The following is a 22,974-nucleotide window of genomic DNA, read 5'->3' as shown; positions in this document are numbered from 1 at the left end:
GGGACCTTTTGTCCAGCGGATCTTTGACAAAAAGTGACTAAAGTCGCGTTAATTTTCACTGACAGATTTTTATCGCTTACGAATCAACGACTGCACGTTTTTTCACCACCAGGTAATGTTTTGTCAGTTAAAACTGAAAACGCATCCAGGCGAAGTAAACGTTACCGTTGTTATACGTTCCCGGAATGTAGGTCATCTGGAACGTTGCAGGGCCGTAACCAACAGAGGCCAGAGGCAGCAATACGGGGATCGGAATGTACTTCCAGTTGTCGCGCGCGGTCACCCCGGCGGTATAGCCCAGACCAACGTGGAAGTTCTCATCCGCCAGCGGGCGCCAGGTTTTTTCCCAGCCGTAGCCGCCAATCGGTTCCCACTTGTTAAAGGAGTCTTTGAAGGCCATCAGATAGATGCCATGCCAGTTTCCTTTATCATCCCAGCGCGACTGACCAAAACCCGCTCCCCAAGGACGCTCGTTGTATTTATCCGTTTTCTCTTTGTCGTAAGCAAAGCGCGCATGCCACGTTATTGCCGGGACATAGAGATCATAATGTTCAGGCGCTGACCAGGTCTGCGAAACATTATCCGTAAAAGTAGAGAACCAACCTTTATCCGTCGCGTTGTTCTCTGCCTGTGCAACAGAAGAAAACGTTAACTGGCCAATAATAAACAATAAAATAGAGAAAAAAGTATTACGTACAATCACAATGCAATTACCATTCTTGATATTCGAGGCAAAGTTTAACATAGAATAATTGAACCAAGCCTTAACGGCATCACCCCTACTCTTAAATATCAGGCCGCTTTTCGGGAATATTCTTAAAGCGGCGTTCTGCTTATCCCGAATAAACCCACATCATGTACGCCTAATGTCTGTTAACGGTCTCCAGTACTAACAGGCCAGACCACACAAAAGTTTAACATTTTGTTATCATTACATAGACATGTTACGCTGTCATTGCCGGTCAAGATCCTTATGACATAAATGCCTTAGCCATGGCAAAAACGCTGTTATGCTGTTCGTTAGTCGTCTGTTTATTGATTTTAATCAGCAAGGGCGGGCCATTAATTCGGCACATTTTTTTATATTAATTTTTTATATCTCAGGGCAGAAAGACACAGGGGAAATCATGCTTACGTTTATCGAACTCCTAATTGGGGTCGTCGTCATTGTGGGTGTAGCTCGCTACATCATTAAAGGATACTCAGCCACGGGCGTTTTATTTGTCGGTGGTTTAACGCTGCTGATAATCAGTGCAGTAATGGGTCATCAGGTTTTACCTGCCAGCGCAGCCAGCACGGGCTACACCGCCACGGATATTGTTGAATATATTAAAATCCTGCTCATGAGCCGCGGTGGCGATCTGGGTATGATGATCATGATGCTGTGCGGTTTTGCAGCCTATATGACCCATATCGGCGCGAACGACATGGTTGTGAAGCTTGCCTCGAAACCCCTGCAGTACATTAACTCGCCGTATCTGTTGATGGTTGCCGCCTATTTCCTCGCCTGCCTGATGTCGCTGGCCGTTTCATCGGCAACCGGGCTTGGCGTACTGTTAATGGCCACGCTGTTCCCGGTGATGGTAAACGTGGGCATCAGCCGTGGGGCAGCGGCGGCAATTTGCGCCTCCCCGGCGGCCATTATTCTCTCCCCGACGTCAGGAGACGTTGTGCTGGCGGCGAAAGCAGCCGAAATGTCGCTTATCGACTTCGCCTTTAAAACCACGCTGCCGATCTCGATTGTCGCCATTGTGGGAATGGGTATCGCGCATTTCTTCTGGCAGCGCTATCTCGATAAAAAAGAGAACATCAGCCATGAAATGATGGATGTAAGCGAAATCACCACCACGGCGCCGGCGTTCTATGCCATTTTGCCGTTCACGCCGATTATCGGCGTGCTCATTTTTGACGGGAAATGGGGCCCGCAGCTGCACATTATTACTATCCTGGTTATCTGTATGCTGTTAGCCGCTGTGCTGGAGTTCGTGCGCGGTTTCAACACCCAAAAAGTCTTCTCCGGCCTTGAGGTCGCGTATCGCGGTATGGCAGATGCGTTTGCCGGCGTGGTGATGCTGTTGGTTGCAGCAGGTGTCTTTGCCCAGGGTCTGAGCACGATCGGCTTTATCCAGAGCCTGATCTCCATCGCCACCTCGTTTGGCTCGGCCAGTATTATCCTGATGCTGGTCCTGGTGGTACTGACCATGCTGGCGGCAATGACCACCGGTTCCGGGAATGCGCCATTTTACGCCTTCGTTGAGATGATCCCTAAGCTGGCTCACTCGTCCGGTATCAACCCGGCTTATCTTTCCATTCCCATGCTCCAGGCCTCAAACCTGGGTCGTACCATCTCGCCTGTCTCAGGCGTGGTGGTGGCGGTTGCCGGGATGGCCAAAATCTCGCCGTTTGAAGTGGTGAAACGCACGTCAGTGCCGGTGCTGGTTGGGCTGATCATCGTCATTATTGCTACCGAAGTGCTGGTTCCCGGCGCCGCCTAAGTGAAATTCCTGATTACCTAAAAGCGCCTGCGGGCGCTTTTTGTGCTTTAATAACCCACAAAAATGAATTGCGCACAACCAATCAGGAAATCACATGTTCAGGAAGGATATCGTTATCCCGTCTGGCGCAGTAGCGCTTGCACTCAGTCTCTTCTCAGCACAGGCCGAACCCCTCAAGGCCACGCAGTACGGCGATTTCGATCGCTATGTGCTGGCTTTATCCTGGCAAACGGGATTTTGTCAAAGCATGGTCGAGCGTAACCGCAATGAACCGGATGAATGTCGTCTGCAAAAAGAGCGCGACAATAAAACCGATTTTCTGACCGTTCACGGGCTATGGCCCGGCCTGCCGAAATCCATTGCCGCACGCGGCGTGGATGAACGTCGATGGATGCGATTTGGCTGCGCCACGCGCCCTATCCCGAACATGCCTGAAGTGAAGGCCAGCCGCAAATGCGCAGCAGCCGAAACAGGGCTGTCGCTTTCCGGCGCGGCTAAGCTGAACGAGGTCATGCCGGGCGCGGGTGGAAACTCCTGTCTGGAACGTTACGAATATGCCAAACATGGCGTCTGCTTTGGTTTTGATCCCGATGCCTATTTCGGCACCATGGTGAGAATGAATCAGGAAATGAAAAACAGCGCCGTCGGTCATTTCCTTGCGGAAAATTACGGTAAAACCGTCAGCCGGAGTGATTTTGACAACGCCGTTGCCAAAACCTGGGGCAAGGAAAATATCAAAGCCTTCAAGCTGACCTGCAACGGTAATCCGGCGTATCTGACCGAGATGCAAATTTCACTCAAAGCAGACACCATTAACGCCCCGCTTTCTGCGACATCCTTTGCTCTGCAGCCGCATCCAGGCAACTGCGGAAAACAATTTGTCATTGATAAGGCCGGTTACTGATCGCCCACCACCGGTCGCACCATGTCAAACCGGTGTTCGTCACTGATGCCATAGTAAGCCGTCGGCCCACCCGCACGCAGGATGGGCTGCGCTTTCGCCGTCTGGTATATCCCCTCTTCCAGCAGCGTTTCGGCAATATGGATCCCGACCACTTCTCCCAGCACCAGCCAGGTATCCACCGGCGTACCGTCGGCACCGGTAAGCTGAATACACTGAGACAGGCGGCACTCAAAGTTGACCGGGCTTTCCGCCACGCGGGGGGCGCTCACCAGCTTGCTTGCCGCAGGCGTTAATCCGGAAAAGGTAAATTCGTCCTGGTCGTGAGGCAGCATGGCAGAGGTCTGATTCATCGCTTCCGCAAGATCGCGCGTTGCCAGATTCCAGACAAACTCCTTTGTTTCAACAATATTACGCACGCTGTCCTTCCAGCCGTTGCTGGAAAAGCCAATGATCGGCGGGCGATAGTTAAAGCAGTTGAAGAAGCTATACGGCGCAAGGTTGAGCTGACCGGCCTGGTCGCAAGAGGAGATCCAGCCAATCGGACGGGGGCCGACAATGGCGTTCAGCGGGTCATGCGGCAGGCCATGCCCCTGAGACGGTTGGTAGAAGTACATAGCGCTCTCTCGTTGGTAAGGGCTGCGGCGAATGATGTTTCGCGCAGCGCCCGGGTTCAGAACATACAGCGTAACGCAATCCGCCAGGAATGAAGATTGAATAAATTTCAGTGAAAATTCATATGGCACATGAATGTGACCTTCATCACTTCAAACTTGCGCGTTCAGCCAGTATCATCGGGAGAGTTAAACCCTCGCTGCCAGATGGCGAGGGTTTTCTTTTGGATTGGTTTCTGCGTTAGACGCAGCATTAACGACATGGAGTAAAAAATGTCCAGACCTACAATCATCATCAACGAGCTCGACGCAGAACGTATCGACAGGCTGCTGGAAAAAGCAGAATTCGCCTCACTTCCGGTGGCCGATGCCCTGAATGAGGAACTCGACCGGGCGCAGATGTGCACGCCTGAGACGATGCCGCATAACGTGGTCACCATGAACAGCCAGGTGAAATTCCGCAACCTGACCACCGGTGAAGAACTGACCCGCACGCTGGTTTACCCGGCCCAGATGACGGACAGCAGCGCGCAACTTTCGGTTCTTGCGCCGGTGGGGGCCGCACTGCTGGGGCTGCGTACGGGCGATACCATCCACTGGGACTTGCCGGGCGGTGCCTCCACCCATCTGGAAGTGCTGGAACTGCTCTACCAGCCAGAAGCCGCGGGCGATTACCTGCGTTAATGTCATTCTGAACAAACGCGACCCGCGTTGCACAGAGGATGCGCCTGCATCCTCTTTCCGCAAATTCACCCGATTTTCCTGTATCGCGCTAAAAGGCCTTAATCCACGCTTAATCTGTTGTGATGCTGCGAGGATGGACATGTGTGAGATACTGGTTATCACACTTATTTTTCTGATTATTGTGGCGATCATCGTCACGGCCGTGCTCTACCTTGAACGCCACAAGTAAGCGCGTATTCTTACACCACTCCGCCCGGGAACGCATTCACCAGGCCCTTAACTTTTTGCTCAGCGGCCTCAGGCGTTTCCGCGCCGGGCACCAGAATCACCTTCCGGCACTCCTCCTCCCGTTTTTCGAAAATCTTATAGGCACGTTCCGCATCCGCCAGGGGGAGATAATGCGTCACAATCTCTTCCGGCGTCAGCAGCCCTTTTTCGATCAGCGGTAGCAGTTCGCCCAGCCAGGCGTGGACGTGCGTCTGGCCCATCTTAAACGTCAGCCCTTTATCGAAGGCATCCCCAAACAGGAAGCCATGAATAAACCCGGCATACACGCCGGGTACGCTGACCACCCCGCCGCGCCGGACGGCAGCGATACACTGACGCAGCGCTTTGCCGCTGCTGCCCTCAATTTTAAGGTTGCTGAGGATCGTCTCCGTGGTGCTGCCCTTGGCTTCGAACCCGACGGCATCAATGACGGCATCGACTCCCCGCTGCCCGGCGGTTTGCTCGATTATTTTTTCCGCCGCGTCGTTATCATCATCAAAATTGATGGGGATAGCACCGTAGCGCGCCTCGGCAAACCGCAGCCGATAGGGGTGATGGTCGATAACAAAAATCTGCTCAGCCCCTAACAGCCGTGCGCAGGCAATCGTCAACAACCCCACCGGACCGGCACCGAAAACGGCGACGCTGGAGCCTTTTTCAATCTGCGCATTTTTTGCCGCCTGCCAGGCGGTGGGTAAAATATCAGAAAGAAACAGGGCCTTATCATCGGAGAGCAACTGCGGCACCTTAAACGGTCCGACGTTGCCTTTCGGCACGCGCACATATTCCGCCTGCCCTCCCGGCACGCCGCCGTAGAGATGGCTATAGCCAAACAGCGCTGCCGGCGCGGGAATTTGCTTTTTGTTCAGCGCAGCGCCCTGCCCGGCATTGGTATTCTCACAGGCAGCGTACTGCTGCAGACGGCAAAAGAAGCAGTCACCGCAGGCGATGACAAAGGGGATCACCACGCGATCGCCTTTTTGCAGGTCCTTTACCTCTCGTCCGCACTCGACGATCTCGCCCATAAATTCATGTCCAAAAATGTCGCCGTGCTGCACCTTTGGGATCTTTCCACGATAGAGATGCAGGTCGGAGCCGCAAATCGCCGTGGCCGTGACGCGCAGGATGATATCGTCGGGCTGTTCAATGATGGGATCGGGGACATTCTCAACGCGAACATGGTGCGGGCCGTGGTACGTGAGTGCTTTCATGCGACCTCCGAAAGGTTTCAGGTAAGTTTATAAAGGGTAGCTACCCCTGAAAGTCTGCCGGGAAATACGCGCCTTTTGAGATTTATCCTGGCGAGAGAGGAAAAGTGCCGAAGCGCTTACAGAAACCATTCATATTTTGTGGTTGAATGTATCCAACGTTTATAAACAAGGAGAAACGGTTATGTATAAGACAATCATTATGCCGGTTGATGTTTTCGAAATGGAACTGAGCGACAAAGCTGTTCGCCACGCGGAATTCCTCGCGCAGCAGGACGGAATTATTCATCTTTTACACGTCTTACCGGGCTCTGCCAGCCTGAGCCTGCACCGCTTTGCCGCCGACGTGCGTCGCTTTGAGGAGCACTTACAGCACGAAGCCGAAACGCGGCTGCAGACCATGGTCGGGCATTTCAGCATCGACCCTTCCCGCATCAAAACCCACGTCCGGTTCGGTAGCGTGCGCGATGCCGTCAATGAACTGGCCGCGGAGCTGAATGCAGACGTGGTGGTGATCGGTTCACGTAATCCCTCCATTACCACTCACCTGCTGGGGTCGAACGCCTCCAGCGTGATCCGCCACACCCATATTCCGGTGATGGTGGTCCGGTAAATACCAACAAAAAACCCCGCTTTCGCGGGGTTTTGTTTATCAGTACAGGTGACCAATATTGACGATGGTGCTGATGGTATCGCCGAAGAAGGTCAGGCGGCTGAGCACCACGCCCACCAGCAGGAGCGCAAACACCGCTTTCTGCATCGGCTGGCGCTTCAGCGATAACGCGCCACCCACAACGCAGCACAGCAGGCTGCCCAGATAGAGCGGCGAGCTTAACCAGGCGTGAGCGGTCATTTTCATGATGGTACCGCCGCTGAGCCACATCACCGGCGCGGCAATCAGCAGCGCCATCAGGGCGATAATCCCCTGGCGCAGCGCGGCGTTTGATCCTTTCAGCCCGAGCAGCGGCGTTGCGGCACAGCCCATCACCCAGACCGTCGCAAAGAACAGCATCATGGTGATGCCGTTGGCAATGGCCTGCATCGCCGGTGCCGCGTAGGTCATTCCCTGCACCACCACCAGCAGGATCCCAAACAGGGACGCCAGCAGCGCTGCGCCTTTGTTTCCCTTACTCAGGAAGGCCAGCCCAATCATGGCGCCGTACAGGGTCGCGCCCAGAATTTCGCGGCTCAGCCAGGCATGTTTCAGGTTAATCAACGCGTTGTATGCGTGTTCCGGGTGCGCCAGATGCAGCACGGCGGCAATGGAGGCTACGCCCAGAATCAGCCCGGTAATCAGCCAGTGAAGGCGGGTGCCATGCACTTCACCACGCAGCGTGCGCCAGGTCAGGAGCAGCGTCATCCCGACGGACATCTGGCTTAGCACGGTAAAAATCACCAACGGCAGTTCGTACTTTTCCATTATTTATCCCCCGGCTGTTTTGGCTGACGGGCCAGAATGAAGCGCGTACCCGGATTAAGCTGAGGCATCTTCGGGAAGCCCGGCGGATACTGCACGGCATTGTTCGGCAGAGGATCGGCATCCAGATCGATAATCGACAGGGCACCGACCGGACACGCGTTCACGCAGGCCGGAGCCATACCGATATCCAGACGTTCATAGCACATGCTGCACTTCTCCGCCTTTTGCGTCTCTTCATTGAAGCGCGGCGCGCCGTACGGGCAGTTACGGATGCAGTTTTTACAGCCGATACAGCGTTCAGGGTTATGGACCACCACGCCGTCATCACGTTTGGTGTAGGCTTCCACCGGGCATGCCGCCAGACAGGCCGGGTTTTCACAGTGGTTACAGGCCAGCGAGAAAAACGCACGCTCCTCATGCGGATAAATTTCTTTATCCAGCGGATAGACATAGCGCCAGTAGCGATCCGGCTCAAGCTGGTTAAAGCTCTTGCAGGCCATGGCGCATCCGCGGCAGCCAATACATTTATCACTGTTCACTAAAAATGCGCGTCTCATGCGTCTGCTCCTTCATTCGCGATAAGGGCAATGTCGACAAACTGGCTGTGGATCGCCGCGCCAGGCGCGCCGGTTGCCATCTTGCCCATATCGGCTGGCGTATCTTTCACGACGTTCTGCACGTTGTACTTAAGCTTGTTAAACCAGGACTCATACATCACCAGGAAATCTTCCGGCACGTTGGTGGTGATCTTCGCCCGCAGCTCCACTTCGCCCACGTCGTTAAACACGCGGACTTTCGCCAGCTCGCGAATCCCCTTCTTGTGCGCGGCGGCTGGGTGGATATAGACAAACGGCTCCGGCCAGAAGACCTGCATCCAGTCGAGGTTGACGAACTGAGAGTGAAGGCCGTACTGCAAATGCGGAGTAAACAGATGGAACGGCAGCTTGCCCTCCGCGGCAGGCAGATACTCCGGCAGCGCTTTATGGCCGTTCTTTTCACACAGCTCGGAGAGGAACTCATACTTGCCCGATGGCGTTTTAAACTTGCGGTCGTGCCAGGCCGCCGAGCTGACCATTTTGGCTTTCACCGGCCCATCCAGCAGATCGTCCCAGGAGCGGATGCCGAACTGCTTCGCCATGCCCTCATTGAACTCAAGGTCGAGCCATTTTTTCTGGTCAATGTCCTGCGGGAAAGTACAGGAGCCCGGCTCCATTTTGTTAATGGTACGCGAGAGCAGCACGGCAATATCCAGATCGCTCTTGCACTCGTACATCGGTTTAATGGCCGGTTCATTCACCGAAAGCCAGTAATGCCAGTAAGACGACGACAGGTTCCAGTGCTCAAAGGTGGTGGTCACCGGCAGCACAATATCGGCATGCTGCACCGTCTCGTTGAAGAACTGATCGACGCAGACCACCATCTCCAGCTTGCTGAAGGCTTTTTCCATTTTGTTGCGGTCAAAGTCCTGCGCGAACGGGTTCTTGCACGCTACCCACAGCATACGAATGGGCGGATCGTTGGCATCAAGAATGCTCTGCGCGGTCTGGTTCAGGTTCAGCGCGCGGTCGGAATAGTGGCTCTTTTCGCCGCTGTCACTGACGAACTCCCCTACCGGGCCGCTTTCTCCCACCATGCCAACAGATCCGACCGGTGGTTTCTGCGTCATCGCATGATAGTTGTAGCCCCAGGTCTGCAGATGGCCGTAGCGGGCACCGCCGCCTTCCACACCGATGTTGCCAGTCATGGCAACAAAAGCGTCAATGGCGCGCACGTTCGCCCCACCGTTGACGTGGCGCTGCATCCCGTAGCCGATCCAGACGGTGGCAGGTTTTACCGCGGTGAACTCTTCCGCCAACTGGCGAATCACCTCTGCCGACAGGCCACAGATTTCAGATGCCCACTCCACGGTGATATTGCTACGCAGATACTGTTCAAATTCCGGGAAACCGTGCGCGAAGTTGTTCACAAACTCCTGGTCGACGCGGCCAATATCCAGCAGGTGCCGCGCCATTCCCAGCGCCAATGCGCCGTCCGATCCCGGGCGCACGCGCAGATACAAATCGGCTTTCGCGGCGGTTTGCGAGAACAGCGGATCAATGACCACCACTTTCGCCCCTTTCTCACGCGCCTGATAGATGTATTTCATGGTATGCATGGAGCACCAGGCCGGGTTTGCGCCCCAGATAATGATGTATTTGGCTTTCACCAGATCTTCCGGGTCGTTACACCACATGTCGCCCATGTCATAGTGCTGGGCATCGATCCCTGCTGGCCAGCATGGCGTACCAGCGAACCGCGTGGTGTAACCGAGAGAAGACATCATCCCCTCCACGGCATAACTCATCACGCCCAGGTTGCCGGAGTATTTCGACAGCGCCAGGCCGAGCATAGACCCGTCTTTCTTTTTAATCTCCAGCATCTTGCTGGCAATGCGCTGCATGGCCTCATCCCAGGAGATGCGACGCCATTTACCGCTGCCGCGCCCATCCTGGATCATCGGGTATTTAATACGGTCCGGGGAGTAGACCCGGCGCGGGTAGGTCAGCCCTTTCACACACGGGGCACCGTGTGTAAACGTGGACTCGCTTGCCCCGTCAACGAAGGTGATGACGTCATCTTTGACCCAGGTTTTTAAGCTGCAGGTGTCGTAGCAGTTACGCGGGCAAGCGTTACGGAAAATTTTGTAGGTTTTTGGGTTAAACGGAATGGGGGGCTGTGCCATGGCACATCGGGATGATAATAGTCCGCCGGGTAATGCGGCAACGGTACCCAGCGCAATCAGTCCTTTTAAAAAGGAGCGCCGGTTTAGCTGCCCTTTATCAATACTCATAATATTACTCTCGTCTTTAATTCATCAAACCAATTAGTCATCTGCAACGCGAGACATTTAATTGCGGATGTTTTCGCGCAATCCTTTATTTTTGCGATAAATGCGGGGAGCCATAATTCAAGATGCCCCTGCACAAAGCGGGCGAGTGCGTCATGATATTGCGGCGAATGTCTGGCATGCGCGGAGAGCATCACCACCAGCTCCATTTCATAGCTGACGTGATCGTCGGGAACGCTATTTTCCCCGGTCACAAAAAGCCCGATGCTGCGCAGGAATTCGCGTACGCTCAGCGTTGTAGCGCCCATCAGCAGAGGCTCTTCGTCCAGATACACCGAGGCATAAGGCGGCGCCAATAGCGTTGCAGGGCCGACAAACAGGGCGTTGAAATCATACTCAACCTCTAACGCCTCATCCTGCTGCCAGGTTTCACTTTCCGGGAATAAAGGATGTAACGAAGCGCATCGCGATGCCATGTCCGCCGCGTTAAAGAAATCACGAAACATCAATCCCTTTATTTCAAATGGGGTTAACGCCTCATATATTGAAGAAGTGGATGTATCTTTGTCATTCATATTAAATATAAATATTTATCGCTATAAAAAACGACAAGATATTATCAGCAGGCTTATTATTTTCTTTGATCGAAGCAGGTAATTAACGCATGAAGGGGTTAATAACGAGGATAATTGAGGGTAAAAAAATCTAAAAAAAAGCCACCTCATAAAGAGGTGGCTACTGCAGGTATGTCTAACTTTCTTTTATTATGCGGTTTTGGTGCGGATCAGGTAGTCAAACGCGCTCAGGGACGCTTTTGCACCTTCGCCAGTCGCGATGATGATCTGCTTGTACGGCACGGTGGTGCAGTCGCCCGCGGCAAACACGCCCTTCACGCTGGTTTCACATTTCGCATCGATGATAATCTCGCCCATGCGGTTGCGCTCAATCGCGCCTTCCAGCCAGGTGGTGTTCGGCAGCAGGCCAATTTGTACGAAGATCCCCGAAAGCTGAACGCTATGAACGTCGCCGCTTACGCGGTCACGGTACTCCAGACCGGTCACTTTGCTACCGTCGCCCTTCACTTCCGTGGTCTGCGCGTTCAGCACGATGTCGACGTTTTTCAGGCTGCGAACTTTATCCTGCAGCACCTGGTCGGCCTTCATCTCAGGCGCGAACTCCAGCAGCGTCACGTGTTCAACAATCCCCGCCAGGTCGATAGCCGCTTCCACGCCGGAGTTACCGCCGCCGATCACCGCCACCCGTTTGCCTTTAAACAGCGGGCCGTCACAGTGCGGGCAATAGGTCACGCCTTTGGTACGGTATTGATCTTCGCCCGGCACGTTCATGTTGCGCCATTTTGCCCCGGTGGCAACGATCACGCTGCGAGCTTTCAGCACCGCGCCAGAGGCGGTTTCAATCTGGTGTAAGCCCCCTTCCACCGCCGCCGGAATCAGCTTGCTGGCGCTCTGGCTGTCGATTACATCTACCTCGTAATCGCTGACATGAGCCTTCAGCGCACCGGCCAGCTTCTGACCTTCGGTTTTTGGTACGGAAATGTAGTTTTCAATGTCCACGGTATCCAGCACCTGTCCGCCAAAGCGTTCGCCCATAAGACCGGTACGAATACCTTTACGTGCAGAGTAAACCGCTGCCGCCGCGCCCGCAGGGCCGGAACCGACAATCAGCACATCGTACGCATCGCGTTTGTTCAGTTCTTCCGCCGCGCGTTTTTCCGCGCCGGTATCCACTTTCGCGACGATTTCCGTCAGCGTCATGCGGCCCTGGCCGAACTCCTGACCATTCAGATACACCGCCGGAACACCCATCACGTTGCGATCGGTGATTTCATTCTGGAAAGTACCGCCGTCAATCGCCGTATGCTTGATGCGCGGGTTCAGAACCGACATCAGGTTCAGCGCCTGCACCACGTCCGGGCAGTTGTGGCAGGAGAGCGAATAATAGGTTTCAAACTCAAAATCACCGTCGATATCGCGGATCTGCTCCAGCAGCGCCTGCGCTTCTTTTGACGGATGACCGCCGGTCCACAGCAGCGCCAGCACCAGTGAGGTAAATTCATGCCCCAGCGGAGAGCCGGCAAAACGCGGTCCCTTGTCCGAGCCCGGGTTAGTAATCAGGAAAGAGGGTTTACGAACCGCAAGCGAATTGTCTTCTTTGAAGGTCACTTTCGGCGACAGTTCAGCGATCTCCGCCAGCAGCTCTTTGATTTCTGCCGATTTCGCGCTGTCGTCCAGCGTGGCAATCAGCTCAACGGGTTTAGTCAGTTTCTCAAGGTAGGCCTTGAGCTGGGTTTTCATATTGGTGTCGAGCATAGTTCTTCCCTCTCTTAAGACGTCATCATGCAAGCTGCCTTTGCGGGCGGCCTGAATGCAACTTGCATCATGGTGCTGGAATGAAATGGGCGCGGGGGGCGCCCATTGATTGCCGGATGGTGAAAACTTAGATTTTACCGACCAGGTCCAGGGATGGAGCCAGGGTCGCTTCGCCTTCTTTCCATTTAGCCGGGCACACTTCACCTGGGTGAGAAGCCACGTACTGAGCCGCTTTCACTTTACGCAGCAGGTCAGAAGCATCACGGCCGATACCTTCAGCGGTAACTTCGATAGCCTGGATAATGCCCTGCGGGTCAACCACGAAGGTTGCACGGTCGGCCAGGCCTTCATCTTCACGCATGTTGTCGAAGTTACGGGTCAGGGCGCCAGTCGGGTCGCCGATCATCGCGTATTTGATTTTCGCGATGGTTTCAGAGCTGCTGTGCCACGCTTTGTGGGTGAAGTGGGTATCGGTAGAGACAGAGTAAACGTCTACGCCCAGCTTCTGCAGTTCGTCGTAATGGTCAGCCACGTCGCCCAGTTCGGTCGGGCAAACGAAGGTGAAGTCAGCCGGATAGAAGAAGAAGACGCTCCAGCGACCTTCGGTATCTTTCTCGGTTACTTCAATGAACTCACCGTTTTTGAACGCCTGGTTTTTGAAAGGTTTAATTTTAGTGTTAATCAAAGACATCTGTACTTCCTCCGTGTTTTCGTTGAGAGCTAAGGTAACCAACTTTGCTCATCGGGGCTAATGCGTATGCTTTATCAAATCAATCAGCCAAACCTTACAACTTCAACAAGACAGCAAGGTGAACCTGCTGCGGTACTCCAGAAAGTATAAAGGCCGCCTCAACGGGCGGCCCTGATACCTGAATTCCCCGCAGGTACATTCAGTGCCAGCCGAGGCTGGCGTTGCGTTGCGCTCTACATACCTTGTATCAAGGTCGTAACAGCAGGTTGATTACACCACCAGCCCCCATCGAGAGCAATCCATCAAAAGCGCGTTCCTGCCTATGGCTGTGATAGGTTTTGACTGAGAAATACATTACGCTCGTAAATTAACTTTACGTAATCAATTTACGGCAATATATAAATGTCAACATTTATTAAATTGAACCCAGCCCATTCAAAGATAAAATTATCTTAATCTCACATGTAATTCTATTTCAATAATCCGATGGCGTGATATATTAAGATAACTTAAATAACACTTTAAGTTAGTTAACCACAAGGATTGTAAATGGTTAACTTTAATCTATAGTTATCATCAATATGTTAACAACAGACTCACGGCAAACAGGATGACACATGGCAAATCTTTATGACCTTAAAAAATTCGACCTTAATTTACTGGTCATTTTTGAGTGTATCTATCAACATCTTAGCATCAGCAAGGCCGCTGAAACGCTTTACATCACTCCTTCAGCCGTCAGTCAGTCTTTGCAACGCCTGCGTGGCCAGCTTAACGATCCGCTGTTTATCCGTTCCGGCAAGGGGATCACCCCCACGACCGTCGGGACTAACCTGCACCTGCATCTTGAGCAAAACCTCAATCAGATTGAGCAGACCATCAACCTGATGCACCACACCGACATAAAGAAAAATTTTGTCATTTATTGTTCTCAGATGGTGACGCCAGGCTATCTTCTCGACCCCATTCAACTGTTAATGTCTCAGGAAAATTGTGAGGTAGAACAACGCGATATGCTTGTCTCTGCGGAGTCAGCAGAGGATTTACTGGCCTACCGTAAAGCCGATCTCATTTTTACCGTTGCGCCCGTGAATAACCGGTCCGTTGTCTGCTCGCATTTCACCACCATTCCCACCGTGATGATCTGCCGCGAAGACCATCCGAGAATAGGTACAGAAGTCTCCGTCGAGCAGTTATACAATGAGAAATTCACGATGTATCAAAGCACGAATACGGGCGTGAAGGAGTATCAGGTTCGAGCCAACGAAGCGTTCCCGGAGAGAAACATCGCGTTCCGTTCGGACTCTCTCAGTTCGCTCCTCTCTATGATCAGCATGTCTGATTTAGTCGGCTATATTCCTCTTTCCATTTTTGAAACCTATAAACACGCTTTAAAATTAAAGTCCGTAGCCGCGCCCTTCAAATTGCCCGAAGCGCAAATCTATATGGTCTACAACCGCGCGTCGTTAAACAGCAGTGTATTCGCCAGCTTTATTGAAAAATTGCATAAGTTGGCTCAATAGAATGGACGCGTCATCGCGAAGGTATTTCCAGCAAGAATAGAGTGAAGGCGTAAAATAATTAGTTGAGAATGAAAACATATAATAACATGATGGCAGTTTAATAGCATTAACGGTATTCCATACGCAGGATGCGACTCATCATGTCTATCTATAAATACCCTCTTCAGGAAAACGTTCTGGAGGCTGCTTCAGAACGCATAAACTGGACGCTGCAAAATTTTACCCGCGTGTGCGTCTCTTTTTCTGGCGGAAAAGATTCAACGGTGATGCTTCATCTTGCTGCGCAACGGGCGCGGCAGCTGAACAGAAAAATAGATGTCCTTTTTCTGGACTGGGAAGCACAGTTCTCCTGCACCATTGAGCATATTGAGAACATGAGGACCCAATATCGTGACGTCATCAATCAGTTCTGGTGGGTGGCGCTGCCGATCACCACGCAAAATGCCCTCTCTCAGTACCAGCCGGAATGGCAGTGCTGGGAACCCGGCATAAGTTGGGTCAGACAGCCTCCGCCTGATGCCATCACCAGTACGTTTTATTTTGATTTTTATCAGCAGGGGATGACCTTCGAGGCCTTCGTCAGGGACTTTGCCGAATGGTATGCGCGAAGGCGCCCCGCCGCAGTGATGGTGGGCATCCGCGCCGACGAATCCTATAACCGCTTCCTGGCAATCGCCTGCGCGCGCAAGCAGCGCTTTTCCGACGACAAACCCTGGACGACCGTCGCGCCCGGCGGTCATGCCTGGTATATCTATCCTCTCTACGACTGGAAAACCGCCGACATCTGGACCTGGTTTGCCAAAACGGGCTGCGCCTATAACCCCCTATACAATCTGATGTACCAGGCCGGCGTGCCGCCGCGCTACATGCGCATCTGTGAACCCTTTGGCCCGGAGCAGCGACAGGGCTTATGGCTCTATCATGTCGTTGAACCTGAACGCTGGGCCGCCATGTGCGCACGCGTCAGCGGCGTGCGCAGCGGCGGAATTTACGCGGGGCACGACAACCACTTCTACGGTCACAGAAAGATCCTCAAGCCCGACCACCTCAGCTGGCAGGAGTACGCCATGCTGCTCCTCGACAGCATGCCGCAACAGACGGCTGAACATTATCGCAATAAAGTCGCGGTGTACCTGCACTGGTATCAGAAGCGCGGGATGTCCGATCTTCCTGATACGCAGGAGGGTGATATCGGCTCAAAGGATATCCCGTCCTGGCGGCGAATATGCAAGGTTCTGCTCAACAACGATTACTGGTGTCGGGCCCTCTCCTTTAGCCCGAACAAACCAAAGCACTATCAGCGCTATAGCGAACGGATGAAATCAAAACGCAATGAGTGGGGGATCTTATGCAGCAACGACTGATTACCGAACTGGAAACCTATTTGCAGACGCTCACCGACGAGCAACGTATAGATGCCATCAATGCTTTTCGCCAGGCCATGCATCATCTCAGCCCGTTCAGCGACCAGCCCGTCGACTGCGTGCTGTGGATAAAGCAGGACGCTATCGTTGCCAACGATTACAACCCGAATAACGTGGCGCCGCCGGAAAAGCGTCTGCTGAGTCAATCGCTCGAGCTCGACGGGTTTACGCAGCCCATCGTGGTGACGGAGAGCGAACCGGCGCATTACGAAATTGTCGACGGCTTCCATCGTCACGAAATCGGTAAAAGCAGGGCCGCGCTGAAGCGCCAGCTTCGGGGCTATTTGCCCGTCACCTGCCTGCGCAAAGATCGCCAGCAAAAGCTTGACCGGATGGCCGCCACCATACGCCACAACCGTGCGCGGGGACGCCACCAGATCAACGCCATGTCCGACATTGTCCGGGAGCTGGCCCAGCTTGGCTGGAACGATGAGAAAATCGGTAAGGAACTGGGGATGGACAGCGACGAGGTGCTGCGCCTGAAGCAGATCAACGGCCTGCTGGAGCTGTTTGCAGACCGTCGCTATTCCGAAGCCTGGACGGTGAAATAGTCAGAGCGTCGCCAGACGCTCCGCCGCAGCCAGCAGCGTCGATTCCTGCTTCGCAAAGCACAGGCGAATCAGCTTATGCGGGAAGGGATCGGCGCAGAACACCGACAGCGGAATAGCCGCCACGCCCACCTCCTTCGTCAGCCACCGGCAAAAGCTGACGTCGTCCAGATCGGAAATCGCGCTGTAGTCTGCCAGCAGGAAGTAGGTCCCTTCACACGGCAGAATTTCCAGACGGCTTTTGCTCAGCGCATTTACAAACAGATCCCGACGCGCGCGGTAAAAATCCGGCAGCTCGCGATAGTGTTGCGGTTCGCTGCGCAGCATGTCCGCCAGCGCCAGCTGGGCAGGCGTGTTGACCGCAAAGGTCAGGTACTGGTGCACCTTGCGCAGCTCCGCGCTGATGGCCGCCGGGGCCACGCAGTACCCTACCTTCCAGCCGGTCATATGGTAGGTCTTGCCAAATGACGACACCGCTACCGCGCGCTCGCGAAGCTGCGGATGGGCCAGCACGCTGGCGTGCCCTTCCTCCGCAAAGCAGATGTGCTCGTAGACTTCATCGCTCAGGACGTAAATTTCCCGCTCGGCGATAGCCTGCCACAGCGCGGCAAAATCGGCCTTTTGCCACACCGTCGCCGACGGGTTGTGCGGGGTATTCAGGATCACCAGACGGGTTTTATCGCTCAGCAGCGCGGCGAACGCCTGCCAGTCCGGGCGGAAATGCGGCGGCTGGAGCGCCACGCGCTTCACCACGCCACCGGAGAGTTCAACCGCAGGCGCATAGCTGTCGTAGCTTGGGTCAAAGCAGATGACTTCATCCCCCGCGCGCACCAGCGCGGTGATGGCCGCGTACAGCGCTTCGGTCGCCCCTGCCGTCACCGTGATATCGCTGTTCGCATCGGGGTGATAGCCATACAGCGCCGCCGTTTTGTCTGCAATGGCTTCCCGCAGCGCCTGCACGCCGGTCATCGGCGCATACTGATTCGCACCCTGCGCCACGTGGTGCGCCAGACGTTCCTGCAAATATTTCGGACCATCGAAATCGGGGAACCCCTGCGAGAGGTTAATGGCATTGTGCTGCTGCGCCAGGGCGCTCATCTGCGTAAAGATGGTGGTACCGAGATTAGGAAGTTTACTCTGCGGGATCAATACGTTATTGCTCATGTTGTCGTGCCTGCTTGTAATACTTATGTTGCTGCCACTATAACACGATGTTAGTCTTTGGCAATCAAGACGCTTAGACGTCTAAACCATATCAATATTCCTGGCCGAGGGGTAAAAGGAAATGACAGACAACCTGCTGCTCACACACCTGGTCGACGCCTGCCGCTGGATAGGCGCCAAAGGCTGGGCACCCGCCACCGGCGGTAATATGTCGGTGCGTCAGGACGAGCACCTCTGCTGGCTCAGCGAATCCGGCAAGGACAAAGGCAGCCTGACCACCGACGATTTTCTACAGGTGGAGATCGCCACCAACCGGGCGCCGTCCGGTCGAAAACCGTCGGCGGAGACCGGGCTACACACCCTTATCTATCGCCTGTTCCCGGAGGCTAACGCCGTCCTGCACGTTCATACCGTTAACGCCACGGTGCTGTCGCGTCTGGTCAAAGAAGCCGAACTGAATATCAGCGGTTTCGAGATGCAGAAATCGCTTACCGGGCAGACTACCCATCTGGATACCGTCGCCATCCCGGTGTTTGATAACGACCAGGACATCGACGCCCTCGCCTCGCGCATCGCCCATTACGCCCAGGAGCGTCCGCTTAATTATGGTTTTCTTCTGCGCGGCCATGGCTTAACCTGCTGGGGACGCGACGTGGCCGAAGCCCGCCGTCATCTGGAAGGTTTAGAATTCTTATTTGAATGCGAAATGCGTTTACGACAACTGGAGAGAGTATGATTCGCGCGATTGTGACGGATATTGAAGGAACCACCAGCGATATTCGTTTTGTCCATGACGTTTTGTTCCCCTACGCGCGTGAGCGGCTGGCGGCCTTCGTGACCGCCCAGCAGTACGCCGAGCCGGTCAAATCGATTCTGGACAACCTGCGCGATGAAATCAGCGATCCGCATGCTGGCGTCGGCGATCTCATCAACGTGCTGTTTAGCTTTATGGATGAAGACCGCAAATCGACGGCGCTCAAAGCCCTGCAAGGCATCATCTGGCAGGAGGGTTACATCAACGGTGACTTTACCGGCCATCTGTACCCTGACGTTCTGCCCGCGCTGGAAAAATGGAAGGCGCAAGGGATTGATCTCTATGTTTATTCCTCTGGCTCCGTTGCTGCGCAGAAACTGTTATTTGGCTACAGCGACGAAGGTGATATTACTCATCTGTTCAGCGGTTATTTTGACACCCACATCGGCGCCAAGCGCGAGGTGCAGTCTTACCAGAACATTGCGGCACACACGGGCATCGCCCCGTCGCAGATCCTGTTCCTGTCGGATATTCACCAGGAGCTGGACGCGGCTGAACAGGCGGGTTTTCGCACCCTGCAACTGATTCGCGGTGAAGATGACGGCGCGAGCCATCACCATCAAATCCACCAGTTTGACGAGATTAATCCGGAGCAGATCCCTTCATGAGCGCATTGACCATTTATTCCGATAAAGACGCCAGTAAGCCCCTGTGGCACAGCACCGACGCCGCCGAAATCGCTCAACAGCTGAACGCTAAGGGCGTGCGCTTTGAGCGCTGGGCGGCAGACCGTGATTTAGGGCAGGATCCTGCGCCCGAAGCCGTGATCGAAGCGTATCAACACGCGATCGACAAGCTGGTGGCAGAGAAAGGCTATCAGAGCTGGGACGTGATCAGCCTGCGCGCCGACAACCCGCAGAAAGAGGCGCTGCGCGCGAAGTTCCTGAACGAACACACCCACGGCGAGGACGAAGTACGCTTTTTCGTGGAAGGTGCCGGGCTGTTCTGCCTGCACATTGGCGATGAGGTTTATCAGGTGCTGTGCGAGAAAAACGACCTGATTTCCGTGCCGGCGGGCACGCCGCACTGGTTTGATATGGGTTCAGAGCCGAACTTTACGGCCATTCGTATTTTCGACAATCCGGAAGGCTGGGTGGCGCAGTTTACGGGCGATGCAATCGCGGATGCGTATCCACGCCTGGCCTGATCTTTTCTCCCTCTCCCCGTGGGAGAGGGTCGGGGTGAGGGCACCAGCGCGCACTAAGCGTTAAGCCCTTTCACATACCCCACCAGTTGATCCAGCACAATCCCCCACCCTTCGTGGAAGCCCATCTGTTCATGCTGCTCGCGGATTTCCTTCGTCGGATGGCGCGCTATCGCCGTATAGCGGGTTTTCCCCTCCCCGACGTCTTCCAGCAACAAAATTGCCGTCATAAACGGCTTCTCGGCCGGTTTCCAGCCTTCGGTATAGCCGTCGGTAAACACCAGTTTTTTCCCCGGGTCGATTTCCAGGAAGACACCCCGGTTATCCATCCCCTGCCCGTCTACCTCAAACACGGTGTTGAACCGCCCGCCCACGCGCAGGTCGAGGTCGCATTCGGTCACCTTGTGCGGAGCAGGAATGAAGAAGTTTTTGATGTGCTCGGGCGTGGTCCAGCAGAGCCAGAGCAGGTCGCGCGGTGCGTCCACCACGCGCTCCAGTTTTAAGTCTGTTTCAGGATCGAGCGTCACGATGTTGTCCTCTCAGGGAACCCCCTTAAAGGATAGCCGGACTCAGGCAAATTTCCCTTCCGCCACCTCATCCGGCGTGACCACACCCGTATCCAGCACCCAGCCGCTAATCAGCGAGGCGGGCGTGACGTCGAATGCCGGGTTATAGACCTGCGCGTCTTCCGGCGCCCACTGCACCGCGCCAAAGCTTCCGGCAACGCCCGTCACCTCGCTGGCGTCGCGCTTCTCGATGGGGATCGCATCCCCGTTCGGGCAGGCCGGGTCGAGCGTCGTTTGTGGGGCGGCGACGTAAAATGGAATACCGTGGAATTTCGCCAGCACCGCCAGCGAATAAGTGCCGATCTTGTTCGCCACATCACCGTTAGCGGCGATGCGATCGGCCCCCACCCACACGGCGTCCACCTGCCCTTTCGCCATCAGGCTGGCGGCCATGGAGTCGGTAATCAGCTGATACGGCACCCCCAGCTCGCCCAGCTCCCATGCGGTCAGCCTGCCGCCCTGCAACAGCGGACGGGTTTCATCCACCCAGACGCTGCTGACGTTACCCTCCTGATGCGCGCGGGCAATCACGCCCAGCGCCGTACCGACGCCCGCGGTTGCCAGCCCGCCGGTGTTGCAGTGGGTCAGCAGACGGCTGCCGGGCTTCACCAGCGCGCTGCCCGCTTTTGCAATCGCGTCGCAAAGCCGTTTGTCTTCGTCAATCAGGCGCAGCGCCTCCGCCACCAGCGCCGGAACGAAATCCTCTTCCCCCAGCGCAAGCTTCATGCGGTCGAGGTTGTTCATCAGGTTTACCGCCGTCGGGCGGGATGCGCGAAGCGTTTCCAGCGCCACCGCCAGCTCATCGCGGCTTTTGCCGTTTTCCGCCAGCAGCGCCAGCAGCAGGCTTGCAGAGAGACCAATCAACGGCGCGCCACGCACGCGCAGAGCGTGGATATGCCCCACCAGCGCCTCCACCGTTGAGGCATCCAGCCAGCGTTTCTCCTGCGGAAGCGCCTGCTGGTCGAGAATAAAGAGCTGATTATCCGCCACCCGCAGGCTGGTCGTCTGTAATGTCTGCATGTCGTTAATTCCCTGTTGCGTTGTTGTAGCACATTGTGTCAGGATGAAATCCAGATGTATAGACGTCTACATGTCTTAATTAGTTAACTCATGAGGAACAGGCCATGTCGCAATACCGTACCTTTACCGCTCAGGACGCCGTGGAGTATGCCAGGCAGTTTGGTGGGCTTGACGATCCGTCATCGCTGGTAGAGGCGCAGGAAGTGGGCGACGGCAACCTCAATCTGGTTTTTAAAATTTACGACAGCGCGGGCGTGAGCCGCATCATCGTTAAACAGGCGCTGCCCTACGTGCGCTGCGTCGGCGAGTCATGGCCGCTGACGCTGGATCGCGCTCGCCTCGAGGCGCAAACCCTGGTCGAGCATTACCAGCACAGCCCGCAGCACACCGTGAAAATCCACCACTTTGACCCGGAACTGGCGGTGATGGTGATGGAAGATCTCTCCAGCCATCGCATCTGGCGCGGCGAGCTGATCAACAACATTTACTACCCGCAGGCGGCGTGCCAGCTGGGCGAATACCTCGCGCACGCGCTGTTCCACACCAGCGATTTCTATCTGCACCCGCACGCGAAAAAAGCGCAGGTGGCGAAATTCATCAACCCGGAGATGTGCGAGATCACCGAAGATCTGTTCTTCAACGATCCGTACCAGGTTCATGAGCGCAATAACTACCCTGCCGAGCTGGAAAATGACGTCGCCGCCCTGCGCGACGACGCCCCGCTAAAAATTGCCGTGGCCTCCCTGAAGCACCGCTTCTTCTCGCATGCCGAAGCGCTGCTGCACGGGGATATTCACAGCGGCTCGATTTTTGTGGCCGACGGTAGCCTGAAGGCCATCGACGCCGAGTTCGGCTATTTCGGGCCGATTGGCTTTGACGTCGGCACCGCCATCGGTAACCTGCTGCTCAACTTCTGCGGCCTGCCGGGCCATCTGGGCATTCGCGATGCCGCCGCCGCGCGCGAGCAGCGCCTGACCGATATTCAGGAGCTGTGGAACACCTTCGCGGAACGCTTCCAGGCGCTGGCAAACGAGAAAGCCCGCGACGCCGCGCTCAGCGCGCCAGGCTATGCCTCCGCGTTCCTGAAAAAGGTCTGGCATGACGCCATCGGCTTCTGCGGCACCGAACTCATTCGCCGCAGCGTCGGGCTTTCCCACGTCGCGGATATCGACACCATTCAGGACGAGGCCATGCGCCACGAGTGCCTGCGCCACGCGATAACGCTCGGCAAGGCGCTCATTGTGATTGCCGACCGTATCGACAGCGCGGAAGATCTGGTGGCGCGGGTGCGGCAGTACAGTTGATTTTCTCCCTCTCCCTGTGGGTGAGGGCAT

General features: G+C 55.1%; 24 protein-coding genes. 12 read left to right on the top strand and 12 right to left on the bottom strand.

Annotation, left to right across the window (positions count from 1 at the left end):
- Window positions 1-127: 127 nt before the first annotated feature.
- Window positions 128-745 carry a lipid IV(A) palmitoyltransferase PagP gene (gene pagP / locus HBA26_RS02050; protein WP_080339189.1) on the bottom strand — a complete coding sequence of 206 codons (618 nt, stop codon included), beginning with the start codon at window positions 743-745 and terminating at the stop codon, window positions 128-130.
- A 382-nt stretch (window positions 746-1,127) separates the two neighbouring features.
- Here pagP and dcuC point away from each other — a divergent pair, with 382 nt between their 5' ends.
- On the top strand, window positions 1,128-2,495 hold the full coding sequence (dcuC, locus tag HBA26_RS02045; RefSeq protein WP_028012328.1) for an anaerobic C4-dicarboxylate transporter DcuC: 1,368 nt from the start codon (window positions 1,128-1,130) through the stop codon (window positions 2,493-2,495).
- 94 nt (window positions 2,496-2,589) lie between these two features.
- On the top strand, window positions 2,590-3,399 hold the full coding sequence (rna, locus tag HBA26_RS02040; RefSeq protein ID WP_126345043.1) for a ribonuclease I: 810 nt from the start codon (window positions 2,590-2,592) through the stop codon (window positions 3,397-3,399).
- Here rna and HBA26_RS02035 read toward each other — a convergent pair.
- Window positions 3,393-4,013, bottom strand: coding sequence for a flavin reductase family protein (locus HBA26_RS02035; RefSeq protein ID WP_028012326.1), 621 nt, complete (start codon window positions 4,011-4,013; stop codon window positions 3,393-3,395). The genes rna and HBA26_RS02035 overlap by 7 nt on opposite strands.
- Before the next feature lie 270 nt (window positions 4,014-4,283).
- Here HBA26_RS02035 and rnk point away from each other — a divergent pair, with 270 nt between their 5' ends.
- Window positions 4,284-4,694, top strand: a complete 411-nt coding sequence (gene rnk / locus HBA26_RS02030; protein WP_028012325.1) for a nucleoside diphosphate kinase regulator — start codon at window positions 4,284-4,286, stop codon at window positions 4,692-4,694.
- 139 nt (window positions 4,695-4,833) lie between these two features.
- Window positions 4,834-4,923, top strand: a complete 90-nt coding sequence (gene yldA / locus HBA26_RS23040) for a small membrane protein YldA (protein ID WP_274620971.1) — start codon at window positions 4,834-4,836, stop codon at window positions 4,921-4,923.
- A 10-nt stretch (window positions 4,924-4,933) separates the two neighbouring features.
- Here the strand turns inward: yldA and HBA26_RS02025 are convergent, their stop codons facing one another.
- Window positions 4,934-6,172: a zinc-dependent alcohol dehydrogenase gene (locus tag HBA26_RS02025; RefSeq protein ID WP_028012324.1), complete on the bottom strand. Its 1,239-nt coding sequence runs from the start codon at window positions 6,170-6,172 to the stop codon at window positions 4,934-4,936.
- A 181-nt stretch (window positions 6,173-6,353) separates the two neighbouring features.
- On the opposite strand from HBA26_RS02025, the gene uspG reads away from it, so the two are divergent.
- On the top strand, window positions 6,354-6,782 hold the full coding sequence (gene uspG / locus HBA26_RS02020) for a universal stress protein UspG (RefSeq protein ID WP_028012323.1): 429 nt from the start codon (window positions 6,354-6,356) through the stop codon (window positions 6,780-6,782).
- A 39-nt stretch (window positions 6,783-6,821) separates the two neighbouring features.
- Here uspG and HBA26_RS02015 read toward each other — a convergent pair whose 3' ends face one another.
- The 6 genes from HBA26_RS02015 to ahpC all read right to left on the bottom strand — a co-directional run bounded on the left by HBA26_RS02015 (window position 6,822) and on the right by ahpC (window position 13,437).
- The gene (locus tag HBA26_RS02015) at window positions 6,822-7,589 is read right to left on the bottom strand and encodes a DmsC/YnfH family molybdoenzyme membrane anchor subunit (RefSeq protein ID WP_069733587.1); all 768 of its coding nucleotides are present in this window, start codon (window positions 7,587-7,589) and stop codon (window positions 6,822-6,824) included.
- On the bottom strand, window positions 7,589-8,146 hold the full coding sequence (locus tag HBA26_RS02010; RefSeq protein ID WP_049138704.1) for a 4Fe-4S dicluster domain-containing protein: 558 nt from the start codon (window positions 8,144-8,146) through the stop codon (window positions 7,589-7,591). Before HBA26_RS02010 ends, HBA26_RS02015 begins: the two co-directional genes overlap by 1 nt.
- On the bottom strand, window positions 8,143-10,419 hold the full coding sequence (locus tag HBA26_RS02005; protein WP_063154718.1) for a molybdopterin-dependent oxidoreductase: 2,277 nt from the start codon (window positions 10,417-10,419) through the stop codon (window positions 8,143-8,145). The genes HBA26_RS02010 and HBA26_RS02005 overlap by 4 nt, the downstream gene beginning before the upstream one ends.
- On the bottom strand, window positions 10,416-10,991 hold the full coding sequence (locus HBA26_RS02000) for a molecular chaperone TorD family protein (RefSeq protein ID WP_227442834.1): 576 nt from the start codon (window positions 10,989-10,991) through the stop codon (window positions 10,416-10,418). Before HBA26_RS02000 ends, HBA26_RS02005 begins: the two co-directional genes overlap by 4 nt.
- A gap of 189 nt (window positions 10,992-11,180) precedes the next feature.
- Window positions 11,181-12,746 carry an alkyl hydroperoxide reductase subunit F gene (gene ahpF, locus HBA26_RS01995; RefSeq protein ID WP_028012318.1) on the bottom strand — a complete coding sequence of 522 codons (1,566 nt, stop codon included), beginning with the start codon at window positions 12,744-12,746 and terminating at the stop codon, window positions 11,181-11,183.
- A gap of 127 nt (window positions 12,747-12,873) precedes the next feature.
- Window positions 12,874-13,437: an alkyl hydroperoxide reductase subunit C gene (gene ahpC / locus HBA26_RS01990; protein ID WP_008501015.1), complete on the bottom strand. Its 564-nt coding sequence runs from the start codon at window positions 13,435-13,437 to the stop codon at window positions 12,874-12,876.
- 617 nt (window positions 13,438-14,054) lie between these two features.
- Here ahpC and HBA26_RS01985 point away from each other — a divergent pair.
- From HBA26_RS01985 to HBA26_RS01975, 3 genes are all read left to right on the top strand, one after another.
- Window positions 14,055-14,960, top strand: coding sequence for a LysR substrate-binding domain-containing protein (locus HBA26_RS01985; protein WP_048961264.1), 906 nt, complete (start codon window positions 14,055-14,057; stop codon window positions 14,958-14,960).
- Between the two features lie 140 nt (window positions 14,961-15,100).
- A complete protein-coding gene (locus HBA26_RS01980) occupies window positions 15,101-16,324 on the top strand; it encodes a phosphoadenosine phosphosulfate reductase (RefSeq protein ID WP_069733591.1) in 1,224 nt (407 codons plus the stop codon).
- Complete coding sequence (locus HBA26_RS01975) at window positions 16,309-16,935, top strand: ParB/RepB/Spo0J family partition protein (protein WP_028012316.1); 627 nt, start codon at window positions 16,309-16,311, stop codon at window positions 16,933-16,935. Before HBA26_RS01980 ends, HBA26_RS01975 begins: the two co-directional genes overlap by 16 nt.
- Here HBA26_RS01975 and HBA26_RS01970 read toward each other — a convergent pair whose 3' ends face one another.
- Window positions 16,936-18,096, bottom strand: a complete 1,161-nt coding sequence (locus HBA26_RS01970; protein ID WP_126345045.1) for a pyridoxal phosphate-dependent aminotransferase — start codon at window positions 18,094-18,096, stop codon at window positions 16,936-16,938.
- Window positions 18,097-18,217: 121 nt separating this feature from the next.
- On the opposite strand from HBA26_RS01970, the gene HBA26_RS01965 reads away from it, so the two are divergent.
- From HBA26_RS01965 to HBA26_RS01955, 3 genes are read left to right on the top strand one after another with little or no spacing between them, the layout of a single operon-like run.
- Entirely contained in the window at window positions 18,218-18,832 is a 615-nt protein-coding gene (locus tag HBA26_RS01965; protein WP_048961266.1) for a methylthioribulose 1-phosphate dehydratase, read from the top strand.
- Window positions 18,829-19,518 carry an acireductone synthase gene (mtnC, locus tag HBA26_RS01960; protein ID WP_126345046.1) on the top strand — a complete coding sequence of 230 codons (690 nt, stop codon included), beginning with the start codon at window positions 18,829-18,831 and terminating at the stop codon, window positions 19,516-19,518. Before HBA26_RS01965 ends, mtnC begins: the two co-directional genes overlap by 4 nt.
- Entirely contained in the window at window positions 19,515-20,057 is a 543-nt protein-coding gene (locus HBA26_RS01955) for an acireductone dioxygenase (protein ID WP_028012312.1), read from the top strand. Before mtnC ends, HBA26_RS01955 begins: the two co-directional genes overlap by 4 nt.
- Before the next feature lie 53 nt (window positions 20,058-20,110).
- Here the strand turns inward: HBA26_RS01955 and HBA26_RS01950 are convergent, their stop codons facing one another.
- Both HBA26_RS01950 and mtnA read right to left on the bottom strand, forming a co-directional pair.
- Window positions 20,111-20,581 carry an SRPBCC family protein gene (locus tag HBA26_RS01950; protein WP_126345047.1) on the bottom strand — a complete coding sequence of 157 codons (471 nt, stop codon included), beginning with the start codon at window positions 20,579-20,581 and terminating at the stop codon, window positions 20,111-20,113.
- Between the two features lie 42 nt (window positions 20,582-20,623).
- A complete protein-coding gene (gene mtnA, locus HBA26_RS01945) occupies window positions 20,624-21,640 on the bottom strand; it encodes an S-methyl-5-thioribose-1-phosphate isomerase (RefSeq protein ID WP_126345048.1) in 1,017 nt (338 codons plus the stop codon).
- 104 nt (window positions 21,641-21,744) lie between these two features.
- On the opposite strand from mtnA, the gene mtnK reads away from it, so the two are divergent.
- Entirely contained in the window at window positions 21,745-22,944 is a 1,200-nt protein-coding gene (mtnK, locus tag HBA26_RS01940) for an S-methyl-5-thioribose kinase (protein ID WP_126345049.1), read from the top strand.
- Window positions 22,945-22,974 lie beyond the last annotated feature (30 nt).

This window comes from Enterobacter sp. 725m/11, from assembly GCF_011683705.1.
Lineage (GTDB): Bacteria > Pseudomonadota > Gammaproteobacteria > Enterobacterales > Enterobacteriaceae > Enterobacter > Enterobacter bugandensis.
The sequence above is the reverse complement of the archived record's forward strand: the minus strand, read 5'-3'. Positions and strand labels throughout refer to the sequence as shown.

Excerpts from the sequence above, each read along its gene's own strand:
- pagP (WP_080339189.1), bottom strand. The coding sequence starts at position 745 with ATGTTAAACTTTGCCTCGAATATCAAGAATGGTAATTGCATTGTGATT.
- dcuC (WP_028012328.1), top strand. The coding sequence starts at position 1,128 with ATGCTTACGTTTATCGAACTCCTAATTGGGGTCGTCGTCATTGTGGGT.
- rna (WP_126345043.1), top strand. The coding sequence starts at position 2,590 with ATGTTCAGGAAGGATATCGTTATCCCGTCTGGCGCAGTAGCGCTTGCA.
- HBA26_RS02035 (WP_028012326.1), bottom strand. The coding sequence starts at position 4,013 with ATGTACTTCTACCAACCGTCTCAGGGGCATGGCCTGCCGCATGACCCG.
- rnk (WP_028012325.1), top strand. The coding sequence starts at position 4,284 with ATGTCCAGACCTACAATCATCATCAACGAGCTCGACGCAGAACGTATC.
- yldA (WP_274620971.1), top strand. The coding sequence starts at position 4,834 with ATGTGTGAGATACTGGTTATCACACTTATTTTTCTGATTATTGTGGCG.
- HBA26_RS02025 (WP_028012324.1), bottom strand. The coding sequence starts at position 6,172 with ATGAAAGCACTCACGTACCACGGCCCGCACCATGTTCGCGTTGAGAAT.
- uspG (WP_028012323.1), top strand. The coding sequence starts at position 6,354 with ATGTATAAGACAATCATTATGCCGGTTGATGTTTTCGAAATGGAACTG.
- HBA26_RS02015 (WP_069733587.1), bottom strand. The coding sequence starts at position 7,589 with ATGGAAAAGTACGAACTGCCGTTGGTGATTTTTACCGTGCTAAGCCAG.
- HBA26_RS02010 (WP_049138704.1), bottom strand. The coding sequence starts at position 8,146 with ATGAGACGCGCATTTTTAGTGAACAGTGATAAATGTATTGGCTGCCGC.
- HBA26_RS02005 (WP_063154718.1), bottom strand. The coding sequence starts at position 10,419 with ATGAGTATTGATAAAGGGCAGCTAAACCGGCGCTCCTTTTTAAAAGGA.
- HBA26_RS02000 (WP_227442834.1), bottom strand. The coding sequence starts at position 10,991 with ATGAATGACAAAGATACATCCACTTCTTCAATATATGAGGCGTTAACC.
- ahpF (WP_028012318.1), bottom strand. The coding sequence starts at position 12,746 with ATGCTCGACACCAATATGAAAACCCAGCTCAAGGCCTACCTTGAGAAA.
- ahpC (WP_008501015.1), bottom strand. The coding sequence starts at position 13,437 with ATGTCTTTGATTAACACTAAAATTAAACCTTTCAAAAACCAGGCGTTC.
- HBA26_RS01985 (WP_048961264.1), top strand. The coding sequence starts at position 14,055 with ATGGCAAATCTTTATGACCTTAAAAAATTCGACCTTAATTTACTGGTC.
- HBA26_RS01980 (WP_069733591.1), top strand. The coding sequence starts at position 15,101 with ATGTCTATCTATAAATACCCTCTTCAGGAAAACGTTCTGGAGGCTGCT.
- HBA26_RS01975 (WP_028012316.1), top strand. The coding sequence starts at position 16,309 with ATGCAGCAACGACTGATTACCGAACTGGAAACCTATTTGCAGACGCTC.
- HBA26_RS01970 (WP_126345045.1), bottom strand. The coding sequence starts at position 18,096 with ATGAGCAATAACGTATTGATCCCGCAGAGTAAACTTCCTAATCTCGGT.
- HBA26_RS01965 (WP_048961266.1), top strand. The coding sequence starts at position 18,218 with ATGACAGACAACCTGCTGCTCACACACCTGGTCGACGCCTGCCGCTGG.
- mtnC (WP_126345046.1), top strand. The coding sequence starts at position 18,829 with ATGATTCGCGCGATTGTGACGGATATTGAAGGAACCACCAGCGATATT.
- HBA26_RS01955 (WP_028012312.1), top strand. The coding sequence starts at position 19,515 with ATGAGCGCATTGACCATTTATTCCGATAAAGACGCCAGTAAGCCCCTG.
- mtnA (WP_126345048.1), bottom strand. The coding sequence starts at position 21,640 with ATGCAGACATTACAGACGACCAGCCTGCGGGTGGCGGATAATCAGCTC.
- mtnK (WP_126345049.1), top strand. The coding sequence starts at position 21,745 with ATGTCGCAATACCGTACCTTTACCGCTCAGGACGCCGTGGAGTATGCC.